The sequence below is a fragment of the Butyricicoccus sp. AF35-5AC genome (assembly GCF_003477715.1).
Classification (GTDB): Bacteria; Bacillota; Clostridia; order Oscillospirales; family Butyricicoccaceae; genus Agathobaculum; species Agathobaculum butyriciproducens.
On record NZ_QUDX01000006.1, the window covers coordinates 171567 to 192070 of the forward strand.

Here is a 20504-nt window from a genome sequence, read left to right on the forward strand (position 1 = left end):
ATTTTACGATGAAAAAAACGTAGGGCACAACGAACACCGGCGCGCCGGGTCGTCGCGCCCTACGAACAACTCACTGAATGTTATATTGAGTTATGAATTACTCAGCCTTTGCGTCAGCCTTAGCCTCAACCTCGAGCTGCTCGCCCTGCTTGCCTTCCAGAACAGCGTTAGCCATGGTCTGGGAGATCAGCTTGATAGCGCGGATAGCGTCGTCGTTGCCCGGGATAACGTAGTCGATCTCGTCCGGATCGCAGTTGGTATCAACGATTGCAACGATCGGAATGCCCAGCTTGCGTGCTTCTGCGATCGCGTTCTTCTCCTTGCGGGAGTCAACTACGAACAGAGCGCCCGGAAGCTCCTTCATTTCCTTAACGCCGCCGAGGTACTTCTCGAGCTTAGCGATCTCGAGCTGGAGCTTGATAACTTCCTTCTTCGGGAGCAGATCGAAGGTGCCGTCAGCCTGCATCTTCTGCAGCTGGTTCAGACGAGCGATACGGGTACGCATGGTCTTGAAGTTGGTCAGCATGCCGCCCAGCCAACGTGCGTTAACGTAGAACTGACCGCAACGCTCAGCCTCTTCCTTGATTGCGTCCTGTGCCTGCTTCTTGGTGCCGACAAACAGGATGGACTTGCCGGAAGCTGCCATATCGCGTACGAAGAAGTATGCTTCCTCGAGCTTCTTTACAGTCTTCTGGAGGTCAATGATGTAGATACCATTGCGCTCGGTGAAGATGTAGGTAGCCATTTTCGGGTTCCAACGACGGGTCTGATGGCCGAAGTGTACGCCGGCCTCCAGCAGCTGCTTCATAGAAATTACTGCCATTTTGTTTTTCCTCCTTGGTTTTTCCTCCATCCCTGATCATCTGACAGCGGCAACAGAACGAGCGTCCCATCACCGACCGCTTTCATCACGGGATGTGTGAATTCATGCTATGATAGTTTACACCAATGGGAGAGGGATGTCAAGAGGAAAGTTGAAAATTGAGGATGGAAAATGGAGAATGGAGAATGAACGATACGGTTTACGGCGTTTCCCCAGGGTTGGCAGTGCATGAAATGCATACCGCAGGGTGCTGAAATCTTTTTTTGCTGCATAAATTATGACAGGAGGGGATTTCTTTGCGATTGGGTTTTCGTCACACCGCGTTTCAGGCGGTATGCACGGTTTTGGTTTTATGCTTTGCGCTCGGACTGCTTGAGCGTGCCGACACGGTGCAGCCGGTATTCGGGGAGGACAGCGTGCGCGTACCGATTCTAATGTATCACAGCATTCTCAAGGACAGCGCACGGCAGGGCAAATATGTTATCTCGCCGGCGGTTTTGGCGGCCGATTTGGATGCCTTGCAGGCGAAGGGGTATACCGCCGTAACGGTGAGCGATCTGCTGGCGTATGTGCAGGACGGCGCAGACCTGCCGGAGAAGCCGGTGATGATCACCTTCGATGACGGCTACTACAACAACTACATTTACGCCTATCCGCTGCTCAAGCAGCGCGGAATGAAGGCGGTTGTGTCCATCATCGGCAGTCAGACCGCGCTTTTCACCGACAACGGAGAGGAAAACGCCTACTGGTCGCATTTGCGGCTTGACCGCCTGCGCGAAATGCAGGATGTGTTTGAGGTGCAGAATCACTCGTGGAACCTGCACGAGTACGGTGAACGCCGCGGCTGTCTGCGCCGGAGAGGCGAGGACGAAATGCGCTATGAGACCCTGCTCCGCGAGGACACCGAGCAGACGCAGACGCTCATCACAGACGCCGGACTGCCCGCGCCGACCTGCTACACCTATCCGTTCGGTGCGTGCTCCAAGGAGAGCGAAGCGCTGCTTAAAAGCATGGGCTTCCGGTGTACGCTCGGGTGCGAGGAGCGCATCAATACCGTTACACGAAACCCGGACTGTCTGTTTGAACTGGGGCGGTTCAACCGTCCGGCAGGGCAGAGCACGGAACGTTTCCTGCACCGCGCGTTAGGAGAGGATTAAATGCAGAATACCATGCGATTTTCCGAGCTGCACTGCCGTGAGGTGATCAATCTGTGCGACGGAGCACGGATGGGCGAGGTGAGCGATCTGCTGTTCGATCCGGTCTGCGGACAGATTACCGCACTCGTTGTGCCCGCGCAAAGCGGCATTGTCGGGCTGTTCTCCAAAAATGACTGCGTTATTCCGTGGGGGTGCATTGAAACCCTTGGGGAGGACTATATTCTGGTGAGATACAGGGAGAAATAATGCAGGATTAAATCTATACCGTAGGGCGGAGCACTCCGGAGTGCCCCGCCCTGCGGAGAAGGCAAAACCACATCAAATGCAAAAAGAAAAAGGCGGACAACCGTCCGCCTTTTGGCTCAATCCTTCTTATACTTTGCAACGCCCTCGGTGTAGAGGTTGCCGCCGACCGAATCCTGCGACACGATGGCGGAGAAATTCTCCACGGTGAGACGCTTGACCGACTCACAGCCCAGCTCGTCATATGCGATGACCTCGACATTCTTAATGGATGCCGCCTTCGCCGCGCCTGCGCCGCCGATGGCTACCATATAAACCGCGCCGTTGCGCGCCATTGCGTCCTGCACGCCCTGATTGCGCACGCCCTTGCCGATCATGCAGGCAAGACCTGCATCGAGCAGACGCGGTGCGAACGGGTCCATACGGCCGGAGGTGGTCGGGCCGACCGAGCCGATGACCTGACCCGGCTTTGCGGGGGTCGGTCCGGCGTAGTAGATCGCCGCGCCGTCGAGGTCGAACGGCAGCTTGTCGCCTGCGTCCATCGCGGCAACGATCTTCTTGTGTGCGGCGTCGCGCGCGGTGTAGACCGTGCCGGTCAGCGTTACGGTGTCGCCCGCGCGCAGCTTCGGCGCCATTTCCTTGAGCTGTTCGGTTTTCAAATCGTAGTGTGCCATGCTTATTCCTCCGTTTTCGGGCGCAGATTGTTCAGAACCTCACGCAGTCCGTTTTTTGTCTTGTCCGGCTCGGGATGGGGCGCCTCGCCGTCCTTTTTGCCGAGCGACGCGCTGATCTTGTCAATTTCGCCGAGCACTTCACCGGCTTTGCGGGCCATCTCGGCGGATTCCTGCTGGTTGCGTGCCAGCACGGTGCGGTAGTTCTCCTTGGTGGCATCCAACTGACGGCGCACCTGCTCGATGGTCTCCATCGACTTGCGGCGCAGCTTCTGCAGCTCTACCTTGGCATCCTCCTCGATCTGCTTGGCGCGCCGGTACGCGGAAAGCTCCATCTCGGCGATCTTCTCTCTGGTCGCATCGTATTCACCGCATTTGGCTGACAGCTTGGCGTTCTCCGAGGTCAGCCGGTCGTTTTCCGCCGCAAGCTGCGCCGCGCGGGCGTTCTGCGCCTCGATCTCGGTCGCCTGCAGGGAAAAACCGCTTTCGATCTGGTCCAGCTGTGCGCGGATCTTATCGGTATCCAGCGTCATTTCGCCCAGCCGCTCGAGCAGCTCGGCGTTCTTCGCGGTAAGCGCCTCGTTCTGCGTGCGCAGCTCGTTCATCGCGGACTGCGCTTCGGTCAGCTGAGAGCGAAGCTCGGCGGTCTCGATGTAGTATTTCGTGTCGGTTTCTTCTATGTAATGCAGTACGTCCTCGCGGTTAAAGCCGCCGAAGATGGCACTGCGGAATCCACGGGTTTGCTCGTCCATTGCAGTTCCTCCCACAATAATCTTTCTTTAGTATAGCAAATTCATGAGATAAAGGCAAATAATAATTAGTAATTACTAATTCCTAACTGCTAATTACTGACTCATATATATAATATGTGTCTTGCAATCAAAAAAAGAACGTGCTATTATTATCTTAACTTGCAAAAACGAGGAAGATGCTCAATGTTAGAATTAAAAGATTTCGAGGCAGCTGCGGACCGACTGAAAAACGTCATCCACAACATTCCGCTGTCTACGTCCTGCACCTTCTCCGCCATGACCGGCGCAGAGGTTTATCTGAAGTACGAAAATCAGCAGAAGACCGGCTCTTTTAAGGTGCGCGGTGCTTACAATAAGATTATGAAGCGCTTCGCTGAGGGCGACCTGCACGCCGTTGTTGCGTCCTCTGCGGGTAACCATGCACAGGGCGTTGCCTTTGCGGCAACCGCTGCCGGTGTAAAGTCCACCATCGTTATGCCGCGTTCCGCGCCGATCGCCAAGGTTTCCGCAACCCAGGGCTACGGCGCCGAGGTTGTTCTGGCGGGCAACATTTACGATGAAGCCTATGCCAAGGCATGCGAGATCTGCGAGGAGACCGGCGCAGAGTTCATCCACCCGTTTGACGATGAGGATGTTATGGCGGGTCAGGGCACCATCGCGCTGGAAATCCTGCGCGACCTGCCGGGCGTTGACATGATCTTCGTTCCGGCCGGCGGCGGCGGACTGATCTCTGGCGTGGCTGCCTGCGCAAAGCAGATCAACCCGCGCATCCAGATCATCGGCGTACAGGCTGAGGGCGCACCGGCGATCGCAAATTCGTTCCGCACCGGTGAGCGTACTCCGTCCGATACCGTGCACACCATCGCTGACGGTATCGCTGTAAAGACCCCGGGCGAAAAGACCTTTGAGTATATCAAGAAGTATGTGGACCGCGTTGTCACGGTTTCCGATGACGAGATTGCTTCCGCTGTTCTGCTGCTGCTCGAGCGCTGCAAGCAGGTCGTTGAGACCTCGGGTGCGGCTCCGCTCGCGGCTGTCCTCAACAACAAGGTGGATGTACGCGGCAAGAAGGTCGTCTGCGTGCTGTCCGGCGGCAATATCGACGTATCCTTTATCCACAAGATTGTGGAAAAGGGCCTGATCACCCGCTGCCGTCAGCTGAAGTTCTCTGTGCTCATGCCGGATGCTCCGGGCGCACTCGAGCATTTCTCGCACATCGTTGCACAGCAGAATGCCAATATCATCCTGTTCCAGCATGACCGCGTACAGACGGACCTCGAGATCGGCGAGGCGATTATCCATGTCGTCTGTGAGGTCGGCGGCGTTGACCACGCCAAGCGCCTCATCGACACCCTCACCGATGATGGCTATAAGGTGTTTACTTCGCAGATTTGATAAAAATGCAATGAAATTACAGCGTTCCGCTTGGATAGAGCGGGACGCTGTTCTTTTTTTCGGAATAATGGCGGATGGAGAATGAACGCTGTGGTTTAACCTTCTTCGCATTGCGATATCACCGTATGAAATGTATACCGTAGGGTGCGCCAAGGTGAATTGCGGCTATGCCGCAATTTTCCATTCTCCATTTTCAAGTACGCCTGCCTCCTCACTCCTGCCTGAATCAATGACAAATGTAATATTGACAAATAAATAACGATGTGCTATTATCTCAGCGTGATAAGGAATGAAAAAACAGGTGGACGTTTTATCGCATTATTTGCCTTAAAACGGATAGAATAATAAAACCACGCATACAGTCAATCGCAGAAAGGAAGCATTACGCTATGGCAGCACACATCAACGACGAAATGCTGAACAAAATGGACGCATACTGGCGGGCGGCAAATTATCTTGCAGCCGGTCAGCTTTACCTGCTCGATAACCCGCTGCTCAAGGAGCCGCTGAAGCCTGAGCATATCAAGAAAAAGATCGTCGGTCACTGGGGCACGGTGCCCGGTCAGAATCTGATTTACGTTCACCTGAACCGCATCATCAAGCAGTATAATCTGGATATGATCCTGCTGTCCGGTCCGGGTCACGGCGGCAATTTCTTCGTGGCGAACACCTACCTCGAGGGCACCTACAGCGAGGTTTACCCGAACATCAGCGAGGACACCGAGGGCATGAAGCGCCTGTTCAAGCAGTTCTCGTTCCCGGGCGGCATTGCCAGCCATGTTGCCCCGGAGACCCCGGGCTCCATCCACGAGGGCGGCGAGCTTGGTTATTCTCTGGCGCACGGCTTCGGTGCGGTGCTGGATAACCCCGACCTGATCGCAACCGTAGTTGTCGGTGACGGCGAGGCGGAGACCGGCCCGCTGGCAACCTCGTGGCACGGCAACAAGTTTCTCAATCCGGTGACGGACGGCGTTGTTCTGCCGATCCTGCATCTGAACGGCTACAAAATCTCCAACCCGACCCTGCTTTCGCGCATTCCGGAGGAGGAACTGCGCAAAATGCTCGAGGGCTGCGGCTGGAAGCCGTATTTCGTCGAGGGCGATGAGCCGATGAAGGTACACCGCGCACTGGCGGACACGCTCGACACCGTAACCGAGGAAATCCTCGCCATCCGCAAGCACGCCCGCGAGACCGGCGACACGACCCGTCCGATCTACCCGATGATCGTGCTGCGCACCCCGAAGGGCTGGACCGGCCCGAAAAACGTGGACGGCAAGCAGATCGAGGGCAGCTTCCGCGCGCATCAGGTGCCGCTGATGATGGACAGTCCGGAGCACCTGCCCATGCTCGAGCAGTGGCTGCGCAGCTACCATCCGGAGGAGCTGTTCGACGAAAACGGCAAGCTGATTCCCGAACTCAAGGCACTGGCACCGACCGGCGAGCACCGCATCGGCGCAAACCCGCACGCCAACGGCGGTCTGCTCATGCACCAGCTGCGCCTGCCGGATTTCCGCGATTACGGACTGAATGTTCCGGCTCCGGGCAGTGTTGAGGGTCAGGATATGATCGAGCTTGGCGCTTATGTCCGCGATGTCATCAAGCTGAACATGGACAGCCGCAACTTCCGCGTATTCGGCCCGGACGAGACCATGTCCAACCGCCTGAGCCACATTTTCGAGGTCACCGACCGCGAGTGGAACGCCGAGCGTCTGGACACCGACGAATTTCTGTCCGCAAGCGGCCGCGTGATGGACGGCATGCTGTCCGAGCACATGTGCGAGGGCTGGCTCGAGGGCTATCTGCTGACCGGCCGTCACGGCTTTTTCGCAAGCTATGAGGCATTCATCCGCATTATCGACTCGATGGCGGCACAGCACGCCAAGTGGCTCAAGGTCTGCAACGGCCTGCCGTGGCGTCAGCCGATCGCGTCGCTCAACCTGATTCTGGCTTCCAACGTATGGCAGCAGGACCACAACGGCTTTACCCATCAGGACCCGGGTTTCCTTGACCACATCGCCAACAAAAAGGCGGATGTTGTCCGTCTGTACCTGCCGCCCGATGCAAACTGCCTGCTCAGCTGCTTCGATCACTGCATCAAGAGCCGCAACTATGTCAACGTCATCGTGGCTTCCAAGCATCCGCGTCCGCAGTGGCTGACCATGGAGCAGGCTGTGCAGCACTGCACCCAGGGCATCGGCATCTGGGAGTGGGCGTCCAACGATCAGGGCGCAGAACCGGACGTTGTTATGGCGTGCTGCGGCGAGACGCCGACGCTCGAAACGCTGGCTGCCGTATCCATCCTGCGGGAAGAGCTGCCCGAACTCAAGGTTCGCGTTGTCAACGTGGTTGACCTGATGAAGCTGCAGCCCGAGCGGGAGCATCCGCACGGCCTGTCCGATGCCGAGTACGACATGCTGTTCACCAAGGATAAGCCGATCATCTTCGCCTTCCACGGCTACCCGACGCTCGTTCATGAGCTGACCTACCGCCGTCATAACCGCAACCTGCACGTTCGCGGCTACAGGGAGGAGGGCACCATCACCACGCCGTTCGATATGCGCGTGCAGAATGATATCGACCGCTTCCACCTTGTCAAGGACGTTCTGCTGCGCCTGCCGCAGCTTGGCAACCGCGGCGCGTATCTCTACCAGAAGATGAGCGATAAGCTGGTGCAGCATCAGCAGTATATCAACGAGTACGGAGAGGATATGCCGGAAGTCCGCGAGTGGAAATGGAAATAATGGAGAATTGAAAATGGAAAATGGAGAATGACCGTGAAGGGATGGTTCTCCGCAGGGCGCACATTGTGCGCCCTTTTCCTTTTGCAACGATAAATCATGTTCATACCGACAAATAACTGCACAAACATTACCGTAGGGTGCGGCAAGGTGAATTGCGGCATAGCCGCAAGAGAAGGTGCCCTGGGGTACGACCTCGGCGCACCGTTTGTAAATTCATCGGCAACATTTATCTCGTAGTGGAGCACAGTGTGCTCCCTCGTTGTGGTTAAACGGGTGTGCGGCCGCTCCTTGCGCAGGCTCCGGTCGCGCTGCGGGCGAACAATGTTCGCCCCTACGGTTACGCATGTGCAGACGGTTTACACGGTGCGCCGGGGTCGGCGCACCCTACGGTAAGGCTTTCTATCACGTTAATTACTAACTTCTAATTCCTGATTACTAATTATGCTTGACATGCCGTCTGGTTCGTGTTATTATCTAACTGTACTAAAACACACAGTACAGTTGATACACTCTCAAATCAACAAAAGGAAAGGAGGCGCGTCAGGTGATTAAAATCGACTATCGGGATGCCCGACCCATCTATGAACAGGTGGTGGACGGCATTGAGGGACTGGCTCTGCGTGGGGCACTGCCGGCGGACACCCAGCTGCCCAGTGTACGGCAGCTTGCGATGGAACTGTCGATCAACCCGAACACAATACAGCGCGCTTACGGAGAGCTGGAACGCCGCGGTGTGATCTACGCCGCAAAAGGACGGGGAAATTTTATATCGGACAATGCAGCGGCGCTGCGTTCCCAGAGGCTTGACGAACTGGGTGAGCAGATTACCGTACTGGCCGGTCAGGCGCGCTCACTCGGGGCGACCGAGGAGCAGCTGCGCGGCTGGGTAGAGAGGAAAGGAGAGAGCAGAACATGATTACGGCAACCAACGCGACCAAGCGGTTTGAGGACATCACGGCGGTCGATCACATCTGCGCGGAAGTGAAGGACGGCTCGGTCTACGGCCTGATCGGCTCGAACGGCGCGGGCAAGTCCACGTTCCTGCGCATGCTGGCCGGCATTTTGCAGCCGGATGAGGGCACGGTGCAGATCGATGGAGAGGACATTTTCGAGAACATTGCGATGAAGGAACGGTTTTTCTTCATCTCGGATGAGCAGTTCTTTTTCCCGAACAGCACGCCGAAGGAAATGAAAAACTACTACAAGCGCTTTTACAGCAAATTCGATGAAGCGCGCTACCGCAAGCTGATGAACGGCTTCGGTCTGGACGAAAACCGCAAGCTGCGGACGTTCTCCAAGGGCATGAAAAAGCAGGTTTCGGTCATCTGCGGCGTATGCAGCGGCACGGACTACTTATTCTGCGATGAGACGTTCGACGGTCTCGACCCGGTCGTTCGCCAGACGGTAAAGAGCCTGTTTGCCGAGGATGTAGCGGACAGAGGTCTGACGCCCATCATCGCCTCGCACAACCTGCGTGAGCTGGAGGACATCTGCGACCATGTCGGTCTGCTGCATCGCGGCGGTATCCTGTTCTCGCGCGATCTGGACGACATGAAGCTCGGTATGTACAAAATGCAGTGCATTTTCCCGAATCCGCTGCCGGATTCCGCGTGGGAAGGCTTTGACATTCTGCACAAGGAGCAGCGCGGCTCGCTGTACACTATTACGGCGCGCGGCAGCCGCGAGGAGCTGCTCGCCAGGGTGAACGCGCTGAACCCGACCTTCTGCGAAATGCTCCCGCTGACGCTGGAGGAAATCTTTATCAATGAAACGGAGGTGGCAGGCTATGATGTCAAGAAACTCCTGTTCTAAGGGTCTCGTGCGGGATTGCATGAAACGCAACCTGTGGGCCATCGTGCTGTCCACGGTGGGATTCTTTATGGCGCAGCTGCTGCCGGTGATTATGACGGCGCAGCACAGCCTGTCGGCACATAAGCAGGATCTGGTCAATCTGAGTGCGGCAGATGCTGCGGCAAGCTGGCAGGGATATGTGGAGAGCGTCGGTGAGATGCTCGGCGGACAGAATGTGTTTGTCAAGCTGGCCGTCATCATTCTGGCGGTCACCTGCGGTGTGAGCATGTTCGCGTACCTGCACAATCGCCGCAAGGTGGATTTCTATCACAGCCTGCCGATTTCGCGCAGCCGTCTGTTCGCGGTAAACTACGCGACCGGTGCGCTGTGTGCGCTGGTGCCGTACCTCGTGCTGCATGCGCTGAGCATCGTCTGCACGTGCGCGATGGGCTTCGGTGAGGTAGTCAACGCATCGCTCATCGGCGTGATCGCGTCCAACGTCATTTTCTTCTTCCTGCTGTACGCGATGGCGGCTGTTACGACCATCCTGTGCGGCAACACGGTCATCACGCTGCTGCTCGGTCTGTGGGTGTACTTCGGACCGACGCTCGTAACCGCACTGTGGCAGGGTCTCAAGAGCATGTTCTTCCAGACCTATGTGACGGATGCTTCCATGACTTCGCTGCTGTTCTGCAGCAAATTTGCACCGCTGATTCAGTATTTCGGCGTAAACGGCACGAAAATGCATAGCTGGGCAGTGGAGCCTGTCTATACAATGGATTACGCAGCCGGGCTGCAGGAGTCGAGTGCCATCGGTCTGCTGATCGGCTATGCGGTTGCGGCGATCGTTATCACCGCACTGGCGCTGTTCCTGTTCCGCATCCGAAAGAGTGAGCGGGCGGGCACGGCACTGGCATTTAAGCCCGCAAAGCTGCCCGTCAAGATTATTATCTGCGTGGTTATGGGTACGGCGTTCGCTGAGATTTTCAAAATGCTGGTCTACGAATCCGAGCTGTGGTTCTGGGTCGGTCTGGTACTCGGCACGGTCATTTTCCACTGCGTGGTGGAGATTATTTATGCGTTCGACTTCCGCGCCATCTTCCGCAAGCCGCTGCAGCTGGTTATCATCCTTGCAGTGCTGTGTGCGGGTCTGCTGACCATGCAGTTCGACGTGTTCGGCTACGACAAGTGGCTGCCGGATGAGGGCAGCATTGCAGCGGCAGCGCCGATGGGTTACGTCGGTGAATCGGCACTGCTCAGTGAGCCGGAAAACATCGCGGCAGCGCGGCAGCTGGCGGCGCTCGGCGTGGAAAGCCTGAATAATACGGATGAAAATGCACAGAAGGCGTGCATCACCGTCACCTTCAAGCTGAAGAACGGCAAGGTGAAGAGCCGTTCGTATGAGCTGCCGGCCACAGACGAAGTGTTCACGCTCAAAAAGCAGATTTACCAGTCCGCAGAGTACAAGCAGAAGGCGTGGTCGCTGTTTGCGCTCGGCGAGGTCAATGAAGGTTATCACCGCAACATTGTTTTCTACACCAACGGTGACGGCTACAACGGCGTCGGCACACTCAGCGACTCGCAGAAGGCACAGGAGATCATTGACACGCTCAAGGCAGAGACGCTGACCCACACCGGTGATGCCATGCCGGTGCTGCGCATGGAATTCTCGCAGCAGAACAACGACGATTATTACAGCGAGGGTGCCGTATGCGTGACCGACAAGGACGTAAAGACGCTTGCACTCATCAAAAAGTACGCCAATATCGTTCCCAAGGCCATTAGCGCGAAAAACGTAAAGCTGATTACACTGAGCATCTATCTGCCGGATAAAGACTTCTGGCAGGGCGTGCAGGTGACCGATAGAGCAGACATCGACGCGCTGCTCAAGAATGCGGTCAACATTGACGCAATGAATCTGTACGGCAGCGATGCGATGGCGTACGGCGTTATGCAGCAGTTTACCCGCAGCGACGTATCCGTGACCTACACGGACGAAAAGGGCGATGAGTGGAACGCAAGCGCAGGCTATATCGAAGAGGATTATCCGAAGGATATCATCGAGAAATACCGTGCACAGGCCGAGAAGGACGCGGAAAACGGCGTCGAGTCTGCACAGGACGGTGATGTTGCCTATACAACGGAAGTGCCCCTCGGATGAGAAAGCGCGGTATCATCGGCACGCTGCTTCTGCTGGTGTACCTTGCAGGTGTGGGACTGTTTACCGGTCCCTCGCTGGCGCAGCTGCTCGTCGGCAGGCTGCCGCAGCCAAGGCTGGAGCTCGTTCCGTTTGCGGACATCATTTCGGTCGTGACGGACAGCGCAGCGCCCGGTCTGGGCTCGTTCGTGAACATTGCCGGAAATATCGCGCTGCTGTTTCCGCTCGGGCTGTTCCTGCCGCTGTTCTGGCGGTGGTTCGAGCGGGCAGGCCGCACCATCGGCTGGTGCTTCGGCACCTCGCTCAGCATTGAGCTGATACAGCTGGCCGCGGGCGGCGTAACCTCAGTGGATGATCTGCTGCTGAATACGCTCGGCGGTGCGCTCGGCTTCGCGGCGGCAAGGCTTCTGATGAGAGCGTGTCCCAAGCTCGCGCCGCAGGGCGAGGGAAGGGCAGAGTGGGCAGCACCGCTTGTCTGCTGGCTCGTCATCATCGCGGCAAGTACAATATCCGATCTGCTGATTCTGTGGTAGGAGACAGCGGGTCGCAGGATAGAGAGTAATATACGGAAAACAGGCACACCGAGAGGTGTGCCTGTTTTGGGGTTTATGTGATTGAAATACGAGGTAAATGCACAAAAGCCGCCCCGAAGAGCGGCTTATTGACAGTATGAAGCTGCTGATATGGAACGGTGAGGTTATCCCCACGGAATAAGGGGGTGACGCGCATGACAACAATGGAGGTACTTACGCTTCTGATGCTGCTTGCGACGGTTGTCTTCGGTATTTTGAACCTCAAGAAATAACCGCCACCTAAAAAGGCAGCGGCGTTTTCCTCAAGCTCTAAACTTGTTCGGGGAACGACCGCACCTGACACGTGAGAGCCGTTCTTATATCAGTATAATAAACGGACGCTCCGGTTTTGTCAAGTGATGAAACCGGAGCGCTTGTTTGTTGAGAGACATGGTTTTGTACCATATATCCCGTAGGGCGAACAGCGTTCGCCTAAATTGCACGTTGTCATTGATTGGTAGGGGGGCGCACACTCCGACTCGCTAAGAGCCGCCTACGGCGGTTGCTCGCTGGACGCCCACTGCGGTGGGTGTGTGCGCCCCCTACGAGGTAACGTCGCAAACGGCAATATATCGTTACAAACGGTCCGCGCTGGTAGATTTCATCATTGAACGACCGCTCTTTCCTTCGGATTGGGCGCGTGCTGACTTGGCGTTCCTTCGGATTGGGCGCGTGCCTGCCATGATTGGCTATTGCCGCCCATGGTCGCACTGCCACACGCCTGCCTGCCCGTCCGGTGGTGGATTCGCTTCCGTTGCGACGGAAGCCACGCCGGTTGAAACGTGCCACCGGCACGTTTCTAAGAGCCGGCTTTCGAATCCATTCCACCTGACACCAAAAAAGAACCGATACTCGAATGAGTATCGGTTCTTTTGGTGGAAGGTGGTGGATTCGAACCACCGAAGTCATAGACGACAGATTTACAGTCTGTTCCCTTTGGCCACTCGGGAAACCTTCCATATTCAGTTACCAGCTTGATTGGAGCTGGTGGACGGACTTGAACCCCCGACCTGCTGATTACAAATCAGCTGCTCTACCAACTGAGCTACACCAGCGTTTTGTCAAGCCGTCTGTCTCAGCGACTTATATATAATAGCATGCAGAGAGCAAATTGTCAACAGCTTTTTGCGAAGTTATCAAAAATAATTGTAAAGCCCCGTAAACCGCTATCGGAAAAGGGCGGACACACCGATCCGCCCCTGCGTACGGATTAAACGAACACATTTTGCACCAGCACCATGTAAAGCACCGTGCCGACGCCGATGGACAGCAGGTTATTATGCTTCCAGATGTGCAGCAGCGCCGTGATGGCAATGCACAGCAGTTCGGGAATACCATGCGTACCCGTCACCCAGCCGACGTTCTTGAGGCAGTACACGACCAGCAGCGCGATGACTGCGGGCGGCAGGGTAGAGCCGAGGTATCGGATGATCGGCGGGATGGGCTTGGAGCCGTTGAACAGCAGGAACGGCGCGACGCGCGTTGCAAATGTGCAGACGGCTGCCACGGCAATCATGGCGATAGCATAAACAGTTGTCATAATCAGGCGACCTCCTTTGCCAGACGGCCGCGCATAGCGACCAGCATGACGCAGATTGCGAGCATGGCGGGCAGGATGAAATTGTCTGGCCCGAGGATGGCGAGCGACACAGCTGCCGCAGCCAGCCCCATCAGTGCGGGGATGTGGCACTTCGTGCTCTGCCACTGCTCCACGAAGATAACCGTGAACAGCGAGGTCATGGCAAAATCAATGCCGGTGGTGTCAAACGGCAGTATGCCGCCGATGATCGTGCCGAGCACGCCGCCGAGGATCCAGTAGCTGTGATCCAGCATGGCGATCCAGAAGCGCATATCGCCCGCATCGATGCCCTCCGGCGTTTTGACCGAGCACAGCAGGGAATAGGTTTCGTCGGTGAGCGAAAAGATCATGTACCACTTGCGGTGTCCCATCGCGTGGAACGTTTCCAGAAAGGACAGGCCGTAGAAGATATGCCGGCAGTTGAGCAGCAGCGTCATCACCGCAACGGTAACAAGGGACGCCTTGGCCGCCAGAAGCGACACAAGCAGATACTGTCCCGAGCCAGCGTAGATGCTCAGGCTGCAGAAGAAGGACCAGATCGATCCGAAGCCGATATCGCGCAGCATAACACCGAATGCAAAACCGATGAACAGATAGCCGCACAGTACGGGTATCGTGGCGGTAAAGGCAGGACGAAACGCCTTTTTCATGGAAATCACCTACATACTATAAGGGTAAAAGAAAAGCGCTCTGCGAACAGAGCGCTTTGGCATTTCAACGTAAACGCACAGATCGTTAAAATCAGATAGCGCGGGTAACCTTGCCGGAACGGAGGCACCGAGTACATACGTTGATATGGCGGGGAGTACCATCGACCATAGCCTTTACGCGACGAACGTTCGGCTTCCAGGTTCGATTGGAACGACGGTGAGAGTGGGAAACCTGAATACCAAAGGTCACACCCTTATTGCAAATATCGCACTTTGCCATTTTCCTGCACCTCCTTCTTTCGGGCATTGCATAGCAGATATTATATTACCACATGTATAGAATGAATGCAAGCATTTTTTTCAGAAAAAGAGAAAATTTCAAGTTTTCCTGCGGTCCGTGCGGAAATCGTTGAAAATAACAGGAAAATAGGGTATAATACATCTATATCTACTTTATGTATTATACAGTAATCAGACAGCAGAGTAAAGAGGATATAGAATACCTGCCACGGCGGAAGGGAGCATTATACTTATGCAGTTAAAAGAATTCGGTGTCAGCTTGGGCGATCTGATCCATGAATTTAATTTTGAGGTCGTTTACGGTCCGGAGGGCTTTGAAAAGACCGAGATCACCAAGGACGACGTAAACCGTCCCGGTTTGCAGCTGGCAGGATTTTTTGATTATTTCGATCCGAACCGTATCCAGATCATGGGCAAGGTTGAGTCCAGTTATGTAGAGGGGCTGTCGAGCGAGGAGCGCCGCAGCCGTTTCGACCGTCTGTTCGAGACTGGCATCCCTGTGCTGCTGCTCTCGCGCAACATTGACGTATTTCCGGAGTGCCTTGCGGCTGCACAGGAGCACGGTGTGCCGATCCTCCGTACCAATGAGTTTACCTCTACCATCATGAGTGCGATCATCGCCTCCCTCAAGGTCAATCTTGCACCGCGTGTTACGCTGCACGGCGTACTCATCGAAATCTACGGCGAAGGTGTGCTTCTGCTCGGTGACTCCGGTGTCGGCAAGTCCGAGACCGCGATCGAGCTGGTAAAGCGCGGCCACCGTCTGATCGCGGACGACGCGGTTGAGATCAAGCGCGTATCCGACAAGACGCTCGTCGGTACGGCGCCCGAGGTTATCCGCCACTTTATCGAGCTGCGCGGCATCGGCATTGTTGATGTTCGCCGTATCTTCGGTGTCGGCGCGATTAAAATGACCGAAAAGGTTGAGCTTGTCATCAACCTCGAGCCGTGGGAAGACGGCAAGCAGTACGACCGTCTCGGCATGGACAGCCAGACGACCTCCATCCTCGATATCGCAGTTCCGAGCCTGACCATTCCGGTAAAGCCCGGTCGTAACCTTGCCGTTATCATCGAGGTTGCAGCGATGAATGACCGTCAGAAGAAGATGGGCTTCAACGCCGCAAAGGAACTGCAGGAGCGTATGCTCAAGCAGTACGGCAACTGATAAAAGGTAAATAAGGCAGTACAGCACAATGCAAGCGGTATTGCCTTGAAAATTTAATAAAAGGTGGGGATCTTTATGAAAAAAGCAGCGGTATTGGTATGTATGGCGTCTGTTCTTCTTTCGGGATGCAGCGGCGCCGGTGGGGAAAAGGTGTCGCAGACGGCGGATTCCTGCGCGCAGGCGGTTGCGTCCGAGCTGGCAAAGACCGACTGGACGGCAGTCAGCACCGATGCAAACAGCGAGGACGCTGCGTATGTGATGGCGCATAGGGACACGGTTGCGCTCGACAGGCTGATCGCGTTTACACTCACGTCCGATGGCGGGCCGAGTGAGGGCGCGTGCGAGGAGCTGCGGAGCCGTTTTCTGGAATCGCCGCACACTGTTCTGGCGTATCTGGTGCTGATGGGGGATCAGACGGTATCGTCGGACGACAGCACACCGGCGGCAGAGTTCATCTGCGGGCAGATTGCCTCGGCAGATGCCGCATGGCATGACGGCTCGGAGGAGTTTGCACAGGTAATGGAATCGTGCAAAGCCGACTATCCGGAAGGACCGGCGGCAGAGCTGCTGAGCAAAATGGAGACGGCACACGAAGCCTCTCTGGAACGAAATAAATAAGGGATGCAGGCAAAAGCGTGACTTTAGCGGTCATGTCTTTTGCCTGCGTTTTCTTTTAGGGAAAACGACTAAACAGAGCGGATGTTTTTTGTTGCACTCACCAAAAGAAAACCGGGAACAAAACCACTTCCGGACCGTCTAACTGGGTATAAAAAGGAGGTAGTTATTATGATGGAGAAAAAACGAATGGCGGCATTGCTTGCAGCGGTGCTGTTCGGCATGAGCGCGATTCCCGCCGGAGCGGTGAACCTGATCGACACGGACGCGGCAGCGACCGACTCCGCCGAGCACGCGGAGCTTGATCTGTACGGCGTGCGCGCCACAGTAACCGACAGGCAGGACGGCGAGCTGACCGTCAGCACCGAAACCGCAGGCACAGTTGTGGTGCATATTTCGGAGCAGACGATCATCATGGACACGCAGACTGGTTTGCCGGCAGGCGCGCAGGATATCAAGAAAGGCGATGAGGTGTACCTCTACTGCGGGGAAATGATGGCGCTGTCCGAGCCGCCGCAGGTGTATGCCAAGGCGGTTCTGGTCAATCTGACCGACGAACACGAGCCTGCAAGCCTGCTGTCTGCCGAGCAGGTGAAGAGAAATGCGGACGGCAGTCTGACTGTGCAGGCAAGCGACGGCGGCCTGACGCTGAACATTGCACGGAATGCGTCTGTTACGCCGTTCGGCACGAAAAACAAGGCAAAACTTGAGGATATCCGCATGGGAACCCGGTTTTTTGCATGGTATGATACGATTCTGGAATCCTATCCGGCACAGGCGAGCACGGACAAGGTTGTGCTGCTGCCTTCTGAGGACGATACGTTCGCCATCGTCATTGAGGGCGATATGGTCGCTGGCGAAGGCCGCATGACAAACGGCGTGGCCATGGTTCCGCTGCGCCTGACTGCCGAGCTGTGCGGCTTTACGGTTAAGTGGAACGCCAGAGATCGCGCGGTGCACCTCACCAACGGCACGGTGCAGACGACTGTGACCATCGGTCGGGATGCGTATTTCCGCGCAACCGCTCTGCCGGACGCGGACGGCATGAGCCGCCCGGGAGCACTCGGTGCCGCGCCCTATATCGCACAGAGCAGAACGTGGGTTCCGGCGGAGCTGTTCGGCCTGCTCGGTGAGCAGCTTGAGATGCGCGGGGATGCGCTGTATCTCGGCGGGGTGCCGAATGCTTTCACCGGAGAAGCCGATGAGACGAATGCGTTTAACATCGTGTGCAAGGACAAGACGCTCGACAAAGGGCGCATGGAAAACGGTGTGGCTATGGTGCCGCTCCGTGAGGTCGGCGAAGCCCTCGGCTACACCGTGACGTGGGATATAGAGAACCGTCAGGCGAAGATGAACAACGGCAAGGTTATGACGCATATAAACATCGGTGAGGATTCCTATATCCGTTCGGTGATGAACGGCGATGGCACGGAAGCACCGGTTTCGTTCGGCGCGGCGCCGTATTTCGCTGATGGCAAGACGTGGGTTCCGGCAAAGCTGTTTGAACTGCTCGGAGAACAGGTTGAAATGAAGGGGAATACGCTGTATCTCGGTGGAACGGAGAACTAAATACGAGAAAGGATGACCGCCATGAAACGAAAGTGGAAAGCCTGCCTGTGCATAGCCGCGTTCCTGCTGGCGGTGCTGCCAGTCTCCGCAAGCGCGGATTCTGGCCCGAAACCGCAGATCACCATTCAGGTGCAGAATGCGCCGGACGGCGATTACTACGTTGACCTGCTCATTCCGGGCGAGATACCCGAGCGCGGCATCGACAATATAGAGTGGAACCACATTGACCGTGCGTCTCTGCCGCTGGATGCGCTGGAGCGCGACCGCATGGACGGCTGGCACTATGCCATGCTGGACGGCACGCCTGCACCGCTGTTTTACAAGCATCCGGACAAGGACATGTTTGTGTTCAGCTATTTCGGCACGCCGGACACGTTTCGGATTGCGATTTATGATGATTCTCAGCAGAAAGTAAACTTTTCTGAGGTGATGAAGCGCACACAGCTGCAGCAGATATTCACCTGTGACTTTGCGGATAATACGGTAAAAACCGGAAATCCGCTGCTGACATATCTCAAACAGTTCGCGTCCTCGCTGCTGCCGACGCTGCTAATAGAGGGAATCCTGCTGCTGCCGTTCGGCTTCTGGGACAGGCGCAACGCAAAGCTGTTCCTCGTTGTCAACATCGGCACACAGCTGCTGCTCACTGTCGTAACGGCGGCCTGCATGTGGATTGGCATGCCGTTCTACCGGTATCTGGTGTTTGCGCCGCTTGAGCTTGTGATTTGGATCATCGAGGCCGTTATTTACCGCAAACGGCTGCAGACCCGGCGGGAAACGGCTCATCCGGTCGCTTACGCGCTGTGCGCCAACGCATTGAGCGCAGCCGCAACTTTGTTCAGCGTGCACATGATATTTCCGTGGGTTTGAGTGAAAAGAACCTGTCAATCGACAGGTTCTTTTGCAGGCTGTCGCGAAACTACAGTTTCGCCGACAAGCAGGAACGGACCGTAGGCCGTTCCAAAGTCGTCCAAAAGTTCCCATACGGAAACTTTTTCCCTCTTAAGGTATAAAAACCGAGATACACGCTCCCGGTTTTTATGAATTTGCAAAGCAAATTCTATTTAACGCGCGCTGCCGCGCGATATGATAAAATTGGTTCAATACCAACTTTTTTGACAAACTGAAAAGAACCTGTCAATCGACAGGTTCTTTTGCGTATTCCGGCATTTTGTGGTATGCTATACGGAGCAAAGGAGGCGAGCGGCCGTGTCAGACAAAGCATACTATCATCTGCCCGGATTGTTTGAATTTTACGAGTTTTACCGCGCATTTCTGCCGTTATACCGCGCAAATCGTGACTGGTTTTATGACTGGTGTGAGATTGGGTCCATTTACGGCGCACCGGCGGACTGTCTCTGGGGAGGCGGACGAGCGGGTTTCGGTGAGTGCGGCGCACGCGAAGCGCTGGCTCTGGCGCAGGAATACGGCATTTCCGCGCGGCTGACATTCAGCAATTCGCTTCTGCGCGAGGAACACCTGTCCGATCGCAAATGCAATGCACTATGCGAGTTGTTTTCGCAGGCAAACAGCGTGGAAAACGGCGTAATCGTGCATTCTGAGCTGTTGACCGACTACCTGCGGACGCGGTATCCGGCGCTGTACCTCGTGTCGTCCACGACCAAGGTGCTGACCGATTTTGAAGATTTCCGGCGCGAGCTGGACAGGGAAGAATTTCGGTATGTCGTGCCGGATTTTCGATTGAATAAGCGGTTTGACGAATGGAACGCCTTGTCGCAGATGCACAAAGATAAGGTGGAATTTTTGTGCAATGAGTGCTGCTGGTTTGGGTGCAATGACCGCAAACGCTGTTACGAGGTTGTCAGCCGCAAAAATCTCGGCGAGGACTGCGAGCACCGGTGCAAAGCACCGAATGCACAGGGCGGCTATCGGTTCTCCAAGGCGATGGAAAATCCGGAGTTCATCGGCATTGATGCTATTTTGCGGACGTATCTGCCGATGGGATTTTCACAGTTCAAGATTGAAGGCAGGGGACTGGGCAGCGCGCTGATCCTCGAGTTTTTGCTGTATTATATGACAAAACCGGCGTATCAGCTGCGCGTGAGAGAAGAAATCTATCTGGATAATATGCTCGATTTATTTTAGAGCATAAGAAAAGAACCTGTCGTAAGACAGGTTCTTTCAGTCTGTCAAAAAAGTATTATTTTAATTTTTACGCTTCGTGCGGCAGCACGCATAAAATAGAATTTGCGGAGCAAATTCATAAAAAGTCGGGGCGTGTACCTGACTTTTTATACAAGGGAAGAAAAAATGTGCCCGCAGGGCGCGGTTTTTCTTCAGTATTCGCTCGAAAGCGTGGTTT

19 protein-coding genes and 2 tRNA genes are annotated in these 20504 nt (G+C 55.6%); 13 read left to right on the forward strand and 8 right to left on the reverse strand.

From position 1 onward, the window contains the following. Positions 1–97: 97 nt before the first annotated feature. On the reverse strand, positions 98–823 hold the full coding sequence (gene rpsB, locus DWZ82_RS09705; RefSeq protein WP_110436512.1) for a 30S ribosomal protein S2: 726 nt from the start codon (positions 821–823) through the stop codon (positions 98–100). 296 nt (positions 824–1119) lie between these two features. Here rpsB and DWZ82_RS09710 point away from each other — a divergent pair, with 296 nt between their 5' ends. Both DWZ82_RS09710 and DWZ82_RS09715 read left to right on the forward strand, forming a co-directional pair. Next, entirely contained in the window at positions 1120–1980 is an 861-nt protein-coding gene (locus DWZ82_RS09710) for a polysaccharide deacetylase family protein (RefSeq protein WP_147356923.1), read from the forward strand. Then, complete coding sequence (locus DWZ82_RS09715; protein ID WP_118480466.1) at positions 1981–2226, forward strand: YlmC/YmxH family sporulation protein; 246 nt, start codon at positions 1981–1983, stop codon at positions 2224–2226. It begins immediately after the preceding gene. Positions 2227–2342: 116 nt separating this feature from the next. Here the strand turns inward: DWZ82_RS09715 and DWZ82_RS09720 are convergent, their stop codons facing one another. Together DWZ82_RS09720 and DWZ82_RS09725 are read right to left on the reverse strand one after the other, a co-directional pair. Further along, on the reverse strand, positions 2343–2897 hold the full coding sequence (locus DWZ82_RS09720) for a FumA C-terminus/TtdB family hydratase beta subunit (protein ID WP_118480468.1): 555 nt from the start codon (positions 2895–2897) through the stop codon (positions 2343–2345). A 2-nt stretch (positions 2898–2899) separates the two neighbouring features. Beyond that, positions 2900–3646: a hypothetical protein gene (locus DWZ82_RS09725; protein WP_118480470.1), complete on the reverse strand. Its 747-nt coding sequence runs from the start codon at positions 3644–3646 to the stop codon at positions 2900–2902. A gap of 183 nt (positions 3647–3829) precedes the next feature. On the opposite strand from DWZ82_RS09725, the gene ilvA reads away from it, so the two are divergent. The 6 genes from ilvA to DWZ82_RS09755 all read left to right on the forward strand — a co-directional run bounded on the left by ilvA (position 3830) and on the right by DWZ82_RS09755 (position 12264). Beyond that, a complete protein-coding gene (gene ilvA / locus DWZ82_RS09730; protein WP_117751836.1) occupies positions 3830–5041 on the forward strand; it encodes a threonine ammonia-lyase in 1212 nt (403 codons plus the stop codon). Positions 5042–5430: 389 nt separating this feature from the next. Then, the gene (locus DWZ82_RS09735; RefSeq protein WP_118480472.1) at positions 5431–7782 is read left to right on the forward strand and encodes a phosphoketolase family protein; all 2352 of its coding nucleotides are present in this window, start codon (positions 5431–5433) and stop codon (positions 7780–7782) included. A gap of 544 nt (positions 7783–8326) precedes the next feature. Beyond that, positions 8327–8698: a GntR family transcriptional regulator gene (locus DWZ82_RS09740; RefSeq protein WP_118480474.1), complete on the forward strand. Its 372-nt coding sequence runs from the start codon at positions 8327–8329 to the stop codon at positions 8696–8698. Next, positions 8695–9594, forward strand: coding sequence for an ABC transporter ATP-binding protein (locus DWZ82_RS09745; protein WP_117492281.1), 900 nt, complete (start codon positions 8695–8697; stop codon positions 9592–9594). The genes DWZ82_RS09740 and DWZ82_RS09745 overlap by 4 nt, the downstream gene beginning before the upstream one ends. Then, positions 9569–11734: a DUF6449 domain-containing protein gene (locus DWZ82_RS09750; RefSeq protein ID WP_118480476.1), complete on the forward strand. Its 2166-nt coding sequence runs from the start codon at positions 9569–9571 to the stop codon at positions 11732–11734. Before DWZ82_RS09745 ends, DWZ82_RS09750 begins: the two co-directional genes overlap by 26 nt. Continuing rightward, positions 11731–12264 (forward strand): VanZ family protein, encoded by a 534-nt coding sequence (locus DWZ82_RS09755; protein WP_118480478.1) that lies wholly within the window; start codon positions 11731–11733, stop codon positions 12262–12264. The genes DWZ82_RS09750 and DWZ82_RS09755 overlap by 4 nt, the downstream gene beginning before the upstream one ends. Before the next feature lie 912 nt (positions 12265–13176). On the opposite strand, the gene DWZ82_RS09760 is transcribed toward DWZ82_RS09755, so the two are convergent. The 5 genes from DWZ82_RS09760 to rpmB all read right to left on the reverse strand — a co-directional run bounded on the left by DWZ82_RS09760 (position 13177) and on the right by rpmB (position 14812). Continuing rightward, a tRNA-Tyr gene (locus DWZ82_RS09760) sits at positions 13177–13261 on the reverse strand. 21 nt (positions 13262–13282) lie between these two features. After that, positions 13283–13358, reverse strand: a tRNA-Thr gene (locus tag DWZ82_RS09765). A gap of 155 nt (positions 13359–13513) precedes the next feature. Further along, entirely contained in the window at positions 13514–13843 is a 330-nt protein-coding gene (locus tag DWZ82_RS09770; RefSeq protein ID WP_110436522.1) for a branched-chain amino acid transporter permease, read from the reverse strand. Between the two features lie 2 nt (positions 13844–13845). After that, positions 13846–14532: an AzlC family ABC transporter permease gene (locus tag DWZ82_RS09775; protein ID WP_118480480.1), complete on the reverse strand. Its 687-nt coding sequence runs from the start codon at positions 14530–14532 to the stop codon at positions 13846–13848. Positions 14533–14623: 91 nt separating this feature from the next. Then, positions 14624–14812: a 50S ribosomal protein L28 gene (rpmB, locus tag DWZ82_RS09780; protein ID WP_110436524.1), complete on the reverse strand. Its 189-nt coding sequence runs from the start codon at positions 14810–14812 to the stop codon at positions 14624–14626. Between the two features lie 252 nt (positions 14813–15064). On the opposite strand from rpmB, the gene hprK reads away from it, so the two are divergent. The 5 genes from hprK (at position 15065) to DWZ82_RS09805 (ending at position 20287) form a co-directional block, all read left to right on the forward strand. Further along, the gene (gene hprK / locus DWZ82_RS09785; RefSeq protein ID WP_117492289.1) at positions 15065–15997 is read left to right on the forward strand and encodes an HPr(Ser) kinase/phosphatase; all 933 of its coding nucleotides are present in this window, start codon (positions 15065–15067) and stop codon (positions 15995–15997) included. A gap of 75 nt (positions 15998–16072) precedes the next feature. Next, on the forward strand, positions 16073–16615 hold the full coding sequence (locus DWZ82_RS09790; protein WP_118480482.1) for a hypothetical protein: 543 nt from the start codon (positions 16073–16075) through the stop codon (positions 16613–16615). Positions 16616–16783: 168 nt separating this feature from the next. Then, complete coding sequence (locus DWZ82_RS09795) at positions 16784–18181, forward strand: stalk domain-containing protein (RefSeq protein WP_158575173.1); 1398 nt, start codon at positions 16784–16786, stop codon at positions 18179–18181. Between the two features lie 21 nt (positions 18182–18202). Then, positions 18203–19051 carry a hypothetical protein gene (locus DWZ82_RS09800; RefSeq protein ID WP_118480486.1) on the forward strand — a complete coding sequence of 283 codons (849 nt, stop codon included), beginning with the start codon at positions 18203–18205 and terminating at the stop codon, positions 19049–19051. Positions 19052–19390: 339 nt separating this feature from the next. Then, positions 19391–20287, forward strand: coding sequence for a hypothetical protein (locus DWZ82_RS09805; RefSeq protein WP_118480488.1), 897 nt, complete (start codon positions 19391–19393; stop codon positions 20285–20287). Positions 20288–20504 lie beyond the last annotated feature (217 nt).

Coding starts and splice junctions, on each gene's coding strand:
- DWZ82_RS09775 (WP_118480480.1), bottom strand. CDS start 14,532: ATGAAAAAGGCGTTTCGTCCTGCCTTTACCGCCACGATACCCGTACTG.
- DWZ82_RS09770 (WP_110436522.1), bottom strand. CDS start 13,843: ATGACAACTGTTTATGCTATCGCCATGATTGCCGTGGCAGCCGTCTGC.
- DWZ82_RS09735 (WP_118480472.1), top strand. CDS start 5,431: ATGGCAGCACACATCAACGACGAAATGCTGAACAAAATGGACGCATAC.
- DWZ82_RS09750 (WP_118480476.1), top strand. CDS start 9,569: ATGATGTCAAGAAACTCCTGTTCTAAGGGTCTCGTGCGGGATTGCATG.
- DWZ82_RS09790 (WP_118480482.1), top strand. CDS start 16,073: ATGAAAAAAGCAGCGGTATTGGTATGTATGGCGTCTGTTCTTCTTTCG.
- DWZ82_RS09795 (WP_158575173.1), top strand. CDS start 16,784: ATGATGGAGAAAAAACGAATGGCGGCATTGCTTGCAGCGGTGCTGTTC.
- ilvA (WP_117751836.1), top strand. CDS start 3,830: ATGTTAGAATTAAAAGATTTCGAGGCAGCTGCGGACCGACTGAAAAAC.
- DWZ82_RS09800 (WP_118480486.1), top strand. CDS start 18,203: ATGAAACGAAAGTGGAAAGCCTGCCTGTGCATAGCCGCGTTCCTGCTG.
- DWZ82_RS09745 (WP_117492281.1), top strand. CDS start 8,695: ATGATTACGGCAACCAACGCGACCAAGCGGTTTGAGGACATCACGGCG.
- DWZ82_RS09725 (WP_118480470.1), bottom strand. CDS start 3,646: ATGGACGAGCAAACCCGTGGATTCCGCAGTGCCATCTTCGGCGGCTTT.
- rpsB (WP_110436512.1), bottom strand. CDS start 823: ATGGCAGTAATTTCTATGAAGCAGCTGCTGGAGGCCGGCGTACACTTC.
- DWZ82_RS09720 (WP_118480468.1), bottom strand. CDS start 2,897: ATGGCACACTACGATTTGAAAACCGAACAGCTCAAGGAAATGGCGCCG.
- rpmB (WP_110436524.1), bottom strand. CDS start 14,812: ATGGCAAAGTGCGATATTTGCAATAAGGGTGTGACCTTTGGTATTCAG.
- hprK (WP_117492289.1), top strand. CDS start 15,065: ATGCAGTTAAAAGAATTCGGTGTCAGCTTGGGCGATCTGATCCATGAA.
- DWZ82_RS09755 (WP_118480478.1), top strand. CDS start 11,731: ATGAGAAAGCGCGGTATCATCGGCACGCTGCTTCTGCTGGTGTACCTT.
- DWZ82_RS09715 (WP_118480466.1), top strand. CDS start 1,981: ATGCAGAATACCATGCGATTTTCCGAGCTGCACTGCCGTGAGGTGATC.